Origin of the sequence: Neobacillus bataviensis LMG 21833 (assembly GCF_000307875.1) — a bacterium.
Classification (GTDB): Bacteria; Bacillota; Bacilli; order Bacillales; family Cytobacillaceae; genus Neobacillus; species Neobacillus bataviensis.
The window spans coordinates 12853-27870 of sequence record NZ_AJLS01000063.1; the positions used below are offsets into that span (position 1 = coordinate 12853).

A 15018-nucleotide genomic window follows, 5' to 3' on the forward strand; every position below is an offset into this window, starting at 1 on the left:
ATGCGTAAAATAAATATATGTATCATTAGAATTTATATGTTTACAATTCGGTGAACATGGTTATAAACTGTATAAAATGAAAAGGTGGTGTAAAATGGAAAAAGCGAGAATCAGCAAATTAGGTGTACCTTATTTGCATTTAGGAAAAGGGGAACCACTGGTACTCATCCACGGGTTAGGTGAAGTGAAAGAAGGATGGCGTAACCAATTTGAATTAGCCGACCAATTTGAGCTAATTATTCCTGATTTACGCGGTCATGGGGAATGTACAAAAACGGAGGGTATTTCCATTCCAAACTTTGCCGCAGACTTAATTGAATTATTGAAGGAGTTAAATATTGAAAACGCCCACATTCTAGGTCTGTCAATGGGCGGTGCCGTTGCACAGGAAATCTACCGTCAAGCTCCACACCTCTGCCGTTCACTCATGTTTGTTAGTACATTCCATTTTTTCCCGAAGAAGCTAAGAAGTTGGTTATTTAAGAATCGCAAAGAAAAGTTTGAGGCCGTTACGGCAGCAGGAAAACAAGAGGAATTTCTTGGTCGGATGGCATTGTATTCCTGGAGTAAGGAAACAAGGGAATTATTTCGTCATTTCTTTCGGCCAAAGCAGCAAATTTTTCTTGAATCCTTGAAAAATTGCCTTGAAGTCAATAACCGAACCTTATTACCAAAGATCAATGTCCCTACGCTAATCATTGGGGGACAATATGACTCTGTTTTACCAGTTTGGATTCAGGCATCCATGCACAAGTTGATTCCACATTCTGAATTTATTATTATGAGGAATACCGGTCATCTTGCCAAATTGGAAGCAAAAGACCGGTTTAACCGCCTCTTAAGAAGGTTCCTCAATCAACAAAAAACAGCTGTATAATCTATGATAAACGGGAAGAATCAGACCCCTACCCATCTTCCCGTTAATCATTTATTCTGGTTCCTCTTAATTATACAGGTTCTTTTTCGGCATCAAGTGAACGTGATGAAAGCCATTTGTCCCAAATTTCAGCGAACACTCCCGTCAATGCCAGTGATACATGTCCCCCTTCATAAACCTCATAAGTCTTATCTTCACTTGAGACTAGATCCATAACTGGCAGGCTTTGCTTATCTAACACAAGTGTATCGCGTGAACAAGAGAAAACAAAAAGTGGGCATGTAATATTCTTTAAATCTACTTTCCTGCCACCAATCATCAAATCACCTTTTAAGAGTTTATTATCCTTATAGAGATCATTAAACATCTGCTTAAATGCAGCACCTGTAAATGAAGCTGTGTCTTTTGTCCATTTGTCCATGCGGCGCCATTTTTCTACATATTCCTCGTCATGCGCACGGGTGATAAGATTGATTTTAGGGCTTCCATAAACGGGTGATAACACCCTAAACATTAAATAGAGAAATTCGGATGGAATGGTTTCATGCGCATCCGTAAATTGATCAAAACTCAGAGAACCCTTTTGAAGACCTTCGAGCCACTTATCAGGGACAATTCCTATACTAAAATCAATTGGAACAGCAGCAAGAGTTAAATTCCTTATTGGTAATTTCGTAATAGATGCCAGGATGGCTGCAATCGTTCCGCCTAAACAATATCCTGCAAGAGAAATTTCCTTTGCACCTGAATGTCTTAGTGCTCGTTTAAGGGCATTCTCCATATAATCAATAATATAATTATCGAGAGTAATATCACTATCTTCAAGACCTGGTGAACCCCAATCCAACAAGTAGACATCATAGCCGCGCTCTGTCAGCCCCCCGACAACACTGCTTCCTTCTCCTACATCAAGAATGTATACCTTGTTTAAAAGAGAATAAACTAGAAAAATTGGCACATCATGTTTTTTATCTTTCGCAGGATGATACCATAAAGTTGTCTTATTTTTCTTCCAGATACGTTGCCGTGGTGTGGGGACAATCTCCGGTTTGTGCTCAGTCATTATTTTATAAAGATTGTTCCACCGTTTTGTTTCTTTTTCTATGTTTAATAATGGAAAAAAGTTTGTTCCTAAAACTTTAGTGCTCATTTTCATTGCTCCCTCCCTTGTTATTTAGATGTGTTAGTACCGGTGAGCACTAATTCCTTATCTTGTAATTTTTTTGATTCTTTCTTCTGCTGTTCCTTCTCTTTTTTTTCAATAAGATTTTTCAATGAAGAAAGTTCAGCTTTAACATTTTGCATTTCCGCCATCTCTTGAGATACCTTTTGAAATTCATTCTTCATTTGCATAACAATAGTAACGACCTCTTCGAACATTCTTACGTTTTCTTTCGAAATTGAGCTAACACTATCTTGTAAATTCCAAATTTGTTCCTCTAATAGATCCATTTTTTCTTCCGCCTGAACTGATAGCTTTGCGGCATTAGCAACATCTTTTTTAGTGGGGATATTCATTAAAGCTGCAACAAATTCTTGATTTTTCCTCAGCTGCTTCATGTATCGTGAATAGGTATTTAATCCAGCACTTGCTGTCCGAACAAATTCTTTATTGTCGGTCAGATTGTATAATACACCGTTTAATTGTTTTTCCCACATTCCACTTAATTGCTTGAACCCCAACAATGGATCAAAATTTTGTTCATTAGACATGATGCAGCGCCCCTTAATTATCATTTGGTAAGTTCTTCGGTTTTTTCTAAGTATTTATTTAATGGGAACATTAACGTTTTAATTTGTCGGGCGAAGAGATTTACAAAGCCCTTCTGATTTTCATATATTAAGCTCCCGGCTTGCTTAACAGTTTTAATATATTGCTCTCTGCCTTTTTTTCGTAATGTAATGTATTGGTCTATCAATTCAAGATACTTATCCATTGACAGATTACTTGCAACCTTTTGACATGGAGTTACTAGCATTGCTAATGTCTTTTCTTGAACTTGGTCAATTTTCCCATTTATATCTTCGTAAGACTTAAGCGGGAAAAAATGCTGCAGACTGGTAGTAGACATTAAGAATTCCTCTCTAGCGGTCTTTTCCCAAGCAGAGAATTCTTGGTAAAATTGTGCAGCGATTTCGATTGCATTTCCTTGGTTACGCTGTACACTTTCAGCAAAAAGGTTTGCCTTATTCAAGAAAACCTCATCACGATAATCAGCTCGGCTCGCCCATTCATCTAACTCTCCAAACGCCGTGCACCATAGGATGTCTAGACTAGAGAGCTGCTCTTCGCTATCGTCTTTTTCTACAGTTTTCTCAACTGCTGAATTGGCCTCTAGTACTGGCACTTCTTCCTTATTTTCGATTGCTTCATTTACTATATTTGCTTCAGCTGCCGGCGATGCTACATGGGAATCCTTTTCTGCAGCTTTTTCTAATTCTTTTTCATTTTCTTTTTTTCCGGCCATCTTTCTCGCTTCCTTTTAAAGAAATTTTATGAATAATTGTTGTGAAGGTTTGTCAATGATGTAGTTTAGTAGAGAAGAATCACTTGTGTTTAATGCTGCTTTTTCTGGGGTGTGTTTTATACCTGTGCTTTTTCTTGCTCTTGGCGTAACATTCTTCTTAAAAGCTTGCCGACAGATGACTTAGGAAGCTCATCAAGTATTTCTATTTCTTTCGGCACCTTATATGGCGCTAAATTTACCTTTGCAAATTCGATCAGTGTTTCCGGTGTTACAGCTGAACCTGGTTTTAGCTTAACAAAGGCCTTTACTGTTTCACCCCTGTATGTGTCTGGAACACCAATCACAATCGCTTCTTCTACCGCTTCATCCTGGTACAGCACCTCTTCAATCTCACGCGGGTAAACATTGTAGCCACTGGCAATAATAATATCCTTCTTACGATCCAAGATATAAAAGTAGCCGTCTTCATCCATTTTTGCGATGTCACCGGTAAATAGCCAACCGCCTTTTAACACCATTTCTGTATCGCTAGGACGCTTCCAATATCCTTTCATTACTTGTGGCCCGCGAAGGATCAATTCTCCAGCCTCACCTACGGGTACATCTATAAGACCTTCTGAAGTTTCTTCAACGATTCTTGCCTCGGTTCCTGGCAGCGGAATACCAACACTTCCTAATTTTCGCGGCAGGAATGGCGGTGTCGAAATGGCAGACGGAGCAGTTTCTGATAGACCGTAGCCGTCTGATAATCTTGTACCTACTCTTTTTTCAAATGATTTAACTTGTTCAATAGGCAGTGGAGCACCGCCGCTGCTTAAATAATAAATATCACCGATATTACTATCTTCTAAATGCGGGTGACTATTCAAAGCAAAAATCATGGTCGGCACGGCCGTCATTTGAAACGGTTTCTCCCGCTTAACTAGTTCTAACACTTCATTAACATCAAATCGAGGTAAAATGAGCTGATTACAGCCAATTCTTATGGCTGATAAAGCATTACAAGAGAGCCCATACACGTGAAACATTGGCAGGACACTAACAATTTTAAAGTTTTCCGGTTTCTCATCTACAGCATTATAGGTAAAATCACATACCTGAATAATATTGGCCAGTAAATTATGATGTGTCAGCATCACCCCTTTTGATACCCCAGTTGTTCCACCAGTATATTGGAGAAGAGCCACATCTTCATGGATGTCAATTGGAATATCAGGAATCACATTATCATGTGTCAGAAAGTCCTCAAAATAAATATCTCCATCTGCAAGCGGAATTCTGTTTCCTCCAAATCCAACGACAATAATCTTTTTCAAAGATGTTTTTGGCTGAACCTGCTTTACTCTAGGGTAAAAGGCTTCAAATACAACCATGTATTCCGCATCGGAATCATTAAGGATATATTCAATTTCTCTTTCGACATACATTGGATTTACTTGAACGGCAATGCCGCCTAAACGGAATGTAGCAAAAAGGCTAAAAATATAATGTGGGCAGTTTGGCAGCATAATTGCCAGCCGCTCACCCTTTTTAAGCCCGACTCGATATAATGAGGCTGCAAACCATTCAGAAATCATTCTAGTTTCTTTATAGCTCCAGGATTTCCCGAAAAATGACAGTGCCGAATTATCATTATGAATATTTGCTGCCTGCTTTAATAGGTCAAATAATGAATCATATTCAATTGATACTTCCTTGCTAATTCTAGGATCGTAAAATTTTAACCATGGCTTTTTCTGATAAACCACATTATTCCCCTCCTTATTTTCTCCCCCAAATTTAAACATTTAGGTAAAATCGAAACCTTTTAAACTTGGAAGAAGTTGTATCCATTTAAATTATTGTTGTAAAAAAGTTTTTTGTAAATGCACTGATTTCGACACCCTTCATCAATTTTCATAACAATAAAATTTAAGAAGGGAACATTTATGACGAATTTCTACAAAACACAACAAAATCCCATGGAAATCCTGATAGATTTTGACAATATACCATTATTTGTTCACATAATATTCGATTTTTCCCCAACTCAAAATGTGAGCAAATTGTTATAGCAATAAAGGAATCTACCATAAAGAAGGAGTTTACTGTGTTAACATTATGAGTCAGTCCCAGAAACCTGGCACTGATTCTCACACTTATACGCCCATGTACGCTTTACGATATATTTCTGCAAGTTCGCTAATAAACGGTTGTTTTGGATTTGCTATGGTATCCTGATCGTCAAATGCATGTTCGGCAAGTAAAGCTACTTTGTTTTCAAACACTTCTTTATCGACACCATTTGCTTGAATGCTCATCTGAATATCTAATTTTTCTGCTAGGCTGACAATCGCCTTGATTAAACTGTCAACCCCTTCTTCTGTTGTGCTAGCAGGGAGTCCAAGCATTTTGGCAATCTCCGCATATCGCACATCCGCAATAAAATGTTCATATTTAGGATAGGTCATAAATTTATTTGGTTTTGCGGCATTATAGCGAATTACATGCGGCAAGAGGATAGCATTTGCACGTCCATGCGGGATACTAAACTCGGCGCCTAGCACGTGGGCAAGGCTATGATTGATACCTAAAAAGGAGTTACCAAATGCCATTCCGGCGATTGTCGATGCATTATGCATCTTTTCCCGTGCTAGTTCATCACTTCCATCACTGAATGCCCGAGGTAAATATTCAAAAACAAGTTGAATGGCTTTAAGTGCCAATCCGTCTGTATAATCATTTGCCAAAACCGATACATAAGACTCAATTGCATGGGTCAGAACATCCATCCCTGTGTCTGCGGTAACATGTTTCGGAACTGTCATGACAAACTGCGGGTCGATAATGGCAATATCAGGCGTCAGTTGGAAATCTACCAGCGGATATTTCTTATTGGTCTTTTTATCAGTAATAACGGTAACGGAAGTAACCTCTGAACCTGTCCCGGATGTGGTTGGAATTGCCACCAAATTTGCTTTCCTGCGAAGAGCGGGAAATTTCACCACTCTCTTAGACGGATCAAAGAATTTTTGCGTTAGACTATGGAAATCCGTATCTGGATGTTCGTAAAATAACCACATTGCTTTTGCAGCATCCATAACGGAACCGCCGCCAAGAGCGATGATGCAATCCGGCTGGAACTTTTTCATTCTTTCTGCACCATTCATGACCGTCTCAATACAAGGATCTGGTTCTACTTCTGAGAATGATTCAAACTGGATATGAGCGCCATTCTTTTTCAAATAATAGAGAACTTTATCAACATAACCATTTTTTATAGAGCTTCCACTTGTAACGATAAATGCTTTTGAGATGCCTGGAATCTGAGCCAGCATTTGAATTGAATTTTGCTCAAAGAAAACCTGTGAGGGCACTTTAAACCATTGCGTCATTTTTCTCCTTTTTGCTACCTTTTTAATATTGATTAAATTTGCTGCTCCAACATTTTGCGACACAGAGTTACCCCCATAGGTTCCACATCCAATTGTTAAGGATGGCAATGATGTATTGTAGATATCCCCGATTGCCCCATGTGTTGAAGGTGTATTGACAATAATTCGTCCTGCTTTCATCCGCAGTGCAAATTGATTGATAAGATTTTGGTCAGCTGTATGAATTGCCGCAGAGTGCCCGAGGCCGCCATATTCTAATGTTTCCTCAGCAATTTGCAAACCATCTGCCGTACTATTTACCTTATAACAGGCCAAAAGCGGACTTAATTTTTCACATGAAATCGGATATTTCGGACCTACTCCTTCTAACTCGGCAATTAGGATTTTCGTATGAACGGGAACATTTACACCTGCCATTTTTGCAATCAAATAAGCAGACAATCCAACAATCATTGGGTTCAGGGCGGAGTGTTTTGGATCAATAGCAATTTGCTCAACCAATTGCCGCTCCTCTTCATTTAGGAAATAACAATGGTTTGCAATTAATTCTTGCCTTACTTCGTCATATATTTCTTTGTCAATAATAAGCGCCTGTTCTGAAGCGCAAATCATCCCATTGTCAAACGTTTTCGACAGTATAAGATCATTGATGGCCCGCTTGATATTGGCTGTTTTTTCGATATAACATGGAACATTCCCAGCGCCGACACCAAGTGCAGGTTTTCCCGAACTGTAAGCAGCTGTCACAAGGTTAGGTCCGCCTGTTGCAAGAATGAGCGAAACTTTTGGATGTTTCATCAAGGTTTGGAACGCTTCATGGGAAGGAATTTCAATCCACTGGATGCAATGTTCTGGTGCCCCTGCTTTTATTGCTGCCTCCCTTAGCAATTCAGCTGTAACCGTGCAGCATTTTTGAGCATAACGAGGAAAGGCGAAAATAATCGGATTTCTCGTTTTAAGTGAAATTAACGATTTAAAGATCACAGTCGAAGTTGGATTTGTTATTGGGATAATTCCAGCAATGACACCTACTGGCTCAGCCATTTCAACCATACCTTCATTCTCATTTTCACTTATTACTCCCACTGTTTTCATATCTCTAATGTTGTTATAGATGCACTCAGTAGCAAACATATTTTTGAAAACCTTATCCTCATAAACACCTCTTTTTGTTTCTTCAACAGCTAGTTTCGCTAGATATCTATGGTTTTCGAGTGCTGTAAGAGCCATCTGTTTGACAACTTCATCCACCATTTCTTGATTGAAGCTGCGAAATTCTCCTAGTGCCTTTGCAGCGTTATTGGCTAATGTATCAATCATTTCTGGAACTAAATGTTTTTCTTGTACAACTTTTTCTTTTACAGCCATTCATAATCCCCTCCAGAATTCATAAACTTTTGTATTTTAACAAGAACAGTACTTGAACTTTTCAGATTCACTCCTTTATCTCTCTGTTGGCTAAAATATACCATGTTGCATTAATCAAAAAGTGTCGAATTTTGCGCAAAAATGAATGAATAGCCATTCATTTTTAAAAGGTTCACAAAATGTTCAAAAATATAACGCACTTAAAGTGTTTGTTTTTTCTCAAATTTCGCGATAAAAAAAAGCGATAAACCTTTTGAAAAAGTTTATCGCCTTTTAAAGCTATATCAACCTGTATTCCGTAAACCGGCAGAGATTCCGCTTATGGTGAGGAGGACTTCCGTTAATAATTCTTCATTCGGCTCGTCCTGTTTTCGTAATTCTTTAATTAGATCCACCTGCAAAAAGTTTAACGGATCCACGTATGGATTTCGTCTGAATACAGATTCTTTAATATTTGGTGTGTGATCAAGTAATTCTTTATCACCGGTAATTTTAAGAAGAATTGCTTTTGTTTTTTCATACTCATCTAGAATATCGGTAAAAATTCTATCTGCAATTGATTGATCTTCAACAAGTGTTAAATACTCTTTTGCAGTAGTAATATCTGCCTTCATCAATGCCATATTGAGATTATCAATCGTTGATTGAAAGAATGGCCACTTTTCATACATTTCCTGTAGAAGCTTAAGGTTTTGCTCGTTATTTGCAGCAAAGCTTTCTAATCCCGTACCAGCAGCATACCATGCCGGAAGGAGCTGACGGCTTTGTGTCCAAGCAAACACCCATGGAATCGCCCTTAAGTCCTCAAATCGGCCTTTATTTTTACGGCTCATTGGTCTCGAGCCGATATTTAAGTCACCGATTTCTTTTAATGGTGTTCCTTGCGTAAAGTAGGTTAGGAAATCAGGGTCTCCAAAGACAAGTGATTGATATTTTGCTAAAGCATCGCTGGAAATTTCCTCAATCGCAACTTCCCATTCCTGTTTCCGAAAATACCCGTGCTCTTCTTTCAAAACATGCGTTGCAGTTAGAATTAAGGTAGATGTCGCTTGTTCCAAACTACGAAAGGCAATATCCTCAAGGAGATATCTTGAAGACAACACTTCACCTTGTTCGGTAATTTTAACGCCATCGCCAACTGTTTCCGCCGGCTGAGAAAGGATACTTTTATTTAATGGACCGCCGCCACGTCCCAATGATCCCCCGCGGCCATGGAAAAATTTTAGTCCAATATGATACCTTTTGGCCATTTCATGAATTTCAATCTGTGCCTTATACAGCTTCCAGTTAGCCGTTAATGTTCCGCCGTCTTTGCTGCCATCAGAGTACCCAAGCATAATTTCCTGCTGATTTCCTAAGATCTGCAAATGATTGCGATATACAGGCATGTTGAAAAGTTTTTCCATTATCACTGGACCGGCTGTTAAATCATCAATGGTCTCCAATAATGGGGCAACGTGTAAATGACTTTCTAGGGTTCCGTCCGCATGAAGCCGGTAAAGTCCCGCTTCTTTTGCTAACACAAGAACCTCCAATAAGTCACTAGATGATTTTGTCATACTAACAAGATATACAGTGATTGCTCGTTTTCCAAATTCCTCCTGAGCAGATTTAATCATCTGGAACACTTTAATCATTTCCTGTGTTTCCGCTGAATAATCTTCATTTAGTAAAAGAAGCGGCCGCGGATCCATAAGAATATCTTGCAATATTTTTATCTTTTCTTCCTCAGACAGTGCTGCATAATTTTCAGCAATCTGGACTTTGTGCAGAATTTCCGTCATAGCAGCCTCATGCTCACCGCTATGGTTACGGATATCAAGTGTGGCTAAATGGAAGCCAAACATCTGGACTTGACGAATCAGCTTTTGAATAATTTTTAATTCATGTGCCGTTGGATGATGTTGTTTTAGGCTATTATCTATCATGAACAAATCGGCTAATAATTCATCAGCTGATTGATAACCTAAGCCGGATTTACCGACTTGCCGTATTCTTTCAATTATCATAGCAAAGACCCGGCGGTAAACTTCGGTTTTTATCGGCCATTTTTTCTCTTCTGTTAAAAATAAGTCTTCCTTTTCCTCAAGGAAGGTAAGAAGCTCGTCACTAACCTCAACCCTTGTCGTGGAATGACTGTATCGTTTCATTAAATCTATTAATACATTTTTATACTTTTTTAAGACAAGTCTTCGCTGTCTAGCTAAGGTTTCCCAAGTCACATCATGGGTAACATTTGGGTTTCCATCACGGTCGCCGCCAATCCATGATCCAAAACGAAGAAAATTGGGAACATCCCAAGATGTGTTCGGATAATTTTTCTCAAGGCACTCTGCGACCTCCTGATGAATTTCAGGCAGCACCTCAAATAGAGTCTGATCAAAATAATACAACCCATTTCGTACTTCATCCAAAACAGTCGGTTTATGTTCGCGTAACTCATCGGTTTGCCAAAGAATAGCTACTTCATTAAACAAGCTTTCCTCTATCTTTTTTTGTTCTCTTGTCGATAGTAATGGATGATCGAGCTGTTTTAATAACACGGCAATCCTCTGCTGAATCTCTAAGATGGAACGTTTGGTTGCCTCTGTTGGATGTGCAGTTATGACTAATTCAAGCGATAAGGTTTGCAATACATTTTGAATGACCTCATCATGAATGTCATTTTCTTTAAGTTTTAATATAGCACTTTCAATCGAGGCAGGCTGAACAATTGTTTCGTCTTGAAGCTGATACTGTCTACGTCTCCTTATACGGTGGTTCTGCTCCGCAGCATTGATTAAATGAAAGTACATTGAAAATGCCCTAATGACTTGTTTTCGCATGGGCGAACTTAAGCCGGCAATCTCTTCCTTTAAGGCTTTATAAATCTCTTGATCAAAATGAGTCCTAAGTGTTTTACACATAAGTCTTATTTTTTCTACTTTTTCAAAAAGCTCTTGACCACCATGGTTAACCAGAATTTCTCCTAGCATATTCCCTAGTAATTTTACATCGCGGCGCAATGGAAGACTGCTGTCATTCACTTTCAATTCTTCTGTTGCCATATTGATCACCTTCCCTTTATTCAAAAGATTCGCTAAATTTTTTATATAAATATAACATTCTTTATTGAACAAGTTCAATAATTAATTAATATTTACTTTATCACTTTAGGCAGAAAAAGGACAAATTAAAAAGCCGAAACCCATTGTTTATCAGGATTTACGACTTTACTTTTTATTTTTTAGTAAAATCTTCGAGTTTTGAAGAGATGGCAACGGCCACTTCTTCGTCTGTTATTTGGATGGCCTTTTTGAAGAGCGTATTTGCTAAAGTTCCCATTGGCCCTGTTGCGTTGATTTCGAGAAACCCGGTAATCCGTGTTTTATTTCTATTTATTGCTTTTGCTTCAAAATAGCCTTCACCAATATACTTTTCGTTCTTCCGTTTTAGTTCAAAGCTTACCTTACTTGGTTCATTCCACTCTTTAATATCAATGACAAGCGTGACCTTTTTTTTCATGACAACAAGGTCACTTTTAAACTCCCAGCTGATCTGCCGGTCATTAATTTTTTCATGTTGTATATACCCTGGGACAAGGGGTGCCCAATTATTTTCGTCCCTGATAAAGTCCCAAATCACTTCAATCGGGATATCTAATTCTACTTGTTGTAATTCACTTGGCATTGTTGTATCCCTCTTTCATTGTCAATGTAAAAACCCTTCAAATCACTGAAGGTCTATTTTTAAAATATATGTTGAATTTTTTGTTTATAGAAGAAACATATCCCCATTTACCGTAAATGTTATGGTTGTATTATTCTAATCATAATTCAAATTAGCTATTGAAATAATGGACAGTACATTTTAAGATATGTAGATAGGTTTTAATATTCAGAAAAGTCATCAAAACCATTGGGGGAACATAAGATTGAAACTCTTTCAGTATTTTTTATTCTTTTTGGGGTTAACCTTTTTTGGGCTGGGTAATGCCATCGCCGTTAAGGTCAAATATGTGGGATTGCACCCTTGGGAAGTTCTAAATGTGGCACTTTATCAGCATTTTGGATTAACCATCGGCACATGGGGCGTAATATGCGGGCTGGTCTTAATCATCATTTCCTTGTTTGTCGCCCGCAATTATATAAGCCTGGGAACCATTTTAAATGCACTGTGTATTGGACCTATCATGGATTTTTTCCTCTGGCTAGATATTCTTCCAAAGGCAACAAATACTTGGCTAGATTATCTGATTCTCCTTTCTGGGATAGTGATTACAGGTATCGGCGGCGGCATGTATGTCGCAGCAGGGATTGGTGCCGGTCCACGGGATGGCTTTATGCTTTCGATTTCTGATAAAACTAGATTGTCAGTAAGCCAAGCTCGTATGATCGTGGAAAGTTTCGTCCTCGTGATTGGGTTCTTATTAGGCGGCCCGGTGTTTATCGCCACATTCCTTTATACCTTCATACAAAGCCCTGTTTTTCAACGCTCTTTAATGCTATTTAAAGTGTTGGTGGAAACTGTCAAGAAGAAAAAAGACCAGGCAAATGAAAAAATTGCTATATAATGAAAACAGGAGAGCAAAAAGGCTTCTCCTGTTTTCAAATTAAATATTTAGTTATTTCTTTCGAATAGCAAGAACAAGCGCTATAAGTGAAAGTAATGCTGCTACACCAGATAAGATACGTGGCAGAGAATCGGAAGTTTCGTCCTCTTTCTCTGTATCAGTTGTTTGCGCCTTATCCGTTTTTTCAGCATGTTCCGTCGTCGCTGTATCATGGTGATCGGTTGAAGTTGCTGTCACAATATCCGTAATGGAATGGGGAGAATCAGAACCTTCATCGCCAGTCCATTCAACGACACTGCCATCTTTGTAATATTGAAAAGCATCCCATGCTGCCTTTGTTGCCTTATCAGGATTTTTCGCCACGAAAACAAATTGTTGGAATTGACCAGGTAAAATCCCTTCACCAGTTGCTTCGAATGTAAAGGTTTTTACTTTCCCACTAGCATCTTTTTCAGAAGAGTAGGTCCATCCAGGAACTGCTTGATAGGACATTACCTCTACTCCTTCAGGGGCTTTAACGGTAACTTTCGTTGTTGCTAACTCTTTTTCAACCGGAACCTTTAAGGTATAGGTTTCCCATGCACCTGTTGCGGAGGTTTTCGGAATTACTGTTACATGCGCACTTGCAATACTTGAAAAGAAAAACAAACTGATTACGGCTGGAATAAATACTTTTGAAATCTTACTCATCATTTTTTTCATATGAATTCTCCTCGAATGTTTTATTATTGGCTTCCCACCAAAACGCTAAAATCGGTATCGATGCTTTCTAACGATTTAGTCAAAACGTGAACATGGACGTTCCAGTCGCCAGCCATTATGAAATGTAAACCTTGCACCCTGTACTTGCCTTCAGCAACTTTTTCCATATTAACTGTTTCCTTTCCCATATCCATGTCAAGCATGGTAAAGGTTAGGTGTAGTTGTTCAATATCATTGATTGGCTTCCCTTTACGGTCTTTTAACGTAACTTCATATAAATTTTCCCCTATACTATTGGGCGTCACACTTAATATAACCTGTTCCCCCTGGTTCACATTTTTTGTTTCCTTAAATGGCCCAGGTGATTGCATTGCAGTTGGTAAATTGGTTAAAACAACGGAAAGAATAAGGATCACCACTCCAACGGAAAGTTCGCCCCATAGTGAAGCTGCAAGTCCCTTTTCTTTTTTCCTTTTTCCAATTATAAAATTTACAGTTGCAGGGATGAGCATGAACAAAAACAATATAACCTTAATACCTAATACCTTTCCATAGCTCGTTTGAACAAGAGAGGAAGGGTTTGGGATATATAATAGACTGCCAAACACCCCAGTAAAGGTTAAAAGAAGTACAAGGATAATCCCCCACTTAGAGAAGCTTTTTATCATTTGGATAAATTCTTGCTTCGTTTCTTCGGTCTTACGCCAAGGTAACAAAGCTACAAATCCAATTAAACTTCCTATCCAAATTGATGCAGCCAGTAAATGAAGAAAATCCAATGATACCGTTAATAATTGGTTGGTTTGGGCTGCTGCATGGCTTGTTAGTGCCTTTGTCAGAAGCAATGCTGTGCCTAAAGCTAAACAGACCCATAAAATGATCTTTTTCGTGCTTTTTGCCATTCCGATAAATGACGTTATTAGGGCAAGTGTCAACAGGATGGCAACCTGGTAAATCCATGTTTGGCCGAAGGATGTGTTCATTAACATATTTTCGAATGTTTGAAAGCTGAACACTTCACTCCATGGGAAACCAGATTCAATTGTGGCCTGTAATGGCAAACTGAGCAGAATACTAAGGAATAAAAGCACAAAACTCGAACTTAACAACCTAATGAACAGTTTATCTTTGGAACCATTTTGCCGATATTCTTTTGGCAAAATAATCATGTAAAAAAACAGAAGCCCGACATAGCAAGAATTGCTGAAATATTGCAGCCAGCGGATGATAATAAGATCTGCTTTCGGTGTGTAGCCGTTTGTTTCTTTATGTATAACTGCTGAGCCTTGATCTTCAGTACCTATTTGAAAAGGAATAACTCCTTCAACAGGGTGGCCGTCGCTTGATACAACCTTCCATTTTATTCGATACATCCCATCCGGAAGATTTTTCTTTAATCCACTTTTTAGAATAGACGGCTGTTTTGGATCAATCCGTCCATTTTTTTTATCGACCCTATTCCCTTCCGAATCAAAGACTTTAAGCGAATTAAAGGCAGGCTGAATGGTTTCATCAAATTGAATGGTTACTTCATTTGGTGATTTTTCAATCATCTCATTTTCTAGCGGTGTCGACTTTTTAATATAAGCATGGGCAGAAAAAATAGATGGAAATAAAAATAGAAACAGGGAAACGATCACCATAAACATGCTGAATTTCATTTTTATTTTCAATCCA

The 15018-nt window shown here is 38.5% G+C and carries 11 protein-coding genes; 2 read left to right on the forward strand and 9 right to left on the reverse strand.

What is annotated here, in order from left to right:
• Window positions 1-94 precede the first annotated feature (94 nt).
• Window positions 95-877 (forward strand): alpha/beta fold hydrolase, encoded by a 783-nt coding sequence (locus BABA_RS11740; RefSeq protein ID WP_007085409.1) that lies wholly within the window; start codon window positions 95-97, stop codon window positions 875-877.
• Between the two features lie 70 nt (window positions 878-947).
• Here the strand turns inward: BABA_RS11740 and BABA_RS11745 are convergent, their stop codons facing one another.
• From BABA_RS11745 to BABA_RS11775, 7 genes are all read right to left on the reverse strand, one after another.
• A complete protein-coding gene (locus BABA_RS11745) occupies window positions 948-2027 on the reverse strand; it encodes an alpha/beta fold hydrolase (RefSeq protein ID WP_007085410.1) in 1080 nt (359 codons plus the stop codon).
• 20 nt (window positions 2028-2047) lie between these two features.
• A complete protein-coding gene (locus BABA_RS11750; RefSeq protein WP_007085411.1) occupies window positions 2048-2590 on the reverse strand; it encodes a hypothetical protein in 543 nt (180 codons plus the stop codon).
• A gap of 20 nt (window positions 2591-2610) precedes the next feature.
• Entirely contained in the window at window positions 2611-3345 is a 735-nt protein-coding gene (locus BABA_RS11755; protein ID WP_007085412.1) for a hypothetical protein, read from the reverse strand.
• A 116-nt stretch (window positions 3346-3461) separates the two neighbouring features.
• Window positions 3462-5093: a long-chain-fatty-acid--CoA ligase gene (locus BABA_RS11760; RefSeq protein WP_007085413.1), complete on the reverse strand. Its 1632-nt coding sequence runs from the start codon at window positions 5091-5093 to the stop codon at window positions 3462-3464.
• 390 nt (window positions 5094-5483) lie between these two features.
• On the reverse strand, window positions 5484-8087 hold the full coding sequence (adhE, locus tag BABA_RS11765; RefSeq protein ID WP_007085414.1) for a bifunctional acetaldehyde-CoA/alcohol dehydrogenase: 2604 nt from the start codon (window positions 8085-8087) through the stop codon (window positions 5484-5486).
• Between the two features lie 284 nt (window positions 8088-8371).
• Window positions 8372-11134: a phosphoenolpyruvate carboxylase gene (ppc, locus tag BABA_RS11770; protein ID WP_007085415.1), complete on the reverse strand. Its 2763-nt coding sequence runs from the start codon at window positions 11132-11134 to the stop codon at window positions 8372-8374.
• A 172-nt stretch (window positions 11135-11306) separates the two neighbouring features.
• Window positions 11307-11756, reverse strand: a complete 450-nt coding sequence (locus BABA_RS11775) for an SRPBCC family protein (RefSeq protein WP_007085416.1) — start codon at window positions 11754-11756, stop codon at window positions 11307-11309.
• Between the two features lie 238 nt (window positions 11757-11994).
• On the opposite strand from BABA_RS11775, the gene BABA_RS11780 reads away from it, so the two are divergent.
• On the forward strand, window positions 11995-12639 hold the full coding sequence (locus BABA_RS11780; protein ID WP_040346102.1) for a YczE/YyaS/YitT family protein: 645 nt from the start codon (window positions 11995-11997) through the stop codon (window positions 12637-12639).
• Between the two features lie 51 nt (window positions 12640-12690).
• Here BABA_RS11780 and BABA_RS11785 read toward each other — a convergent pair whose 3' ends face one another.
• Both BABA_RS11785 and BABA_RS11790 read right to left on the reverse strand, forming a co-directional pair.
• Window positions 12691-13341, reverse strand: a complete 651-nt coding sequence (locus BABA_RS11785; protein ID WP_007085418.1) for a YcnI family copper-binding membrane protein — start codon at window positions 13339-13341, stop codon at window positions 12691-12693.
• 23 nt (window positions 13342-13364) lie between these two features.
• The gene (locus tag BABA_RS11790; RefSeq protein WP_007085419.1) at window positions 13365-15014 is read right to left on the reverse strand and encodes a copper resistance CopC/CopD family protein; all 1650 of its coding nucleotides are present in this window, start codon (window positions 15012-15014) and stop codon (window positions 13365-13367) included.
• Between the last annotated feature and the right edge of the window lie 4 nt (window positions 15015-15018).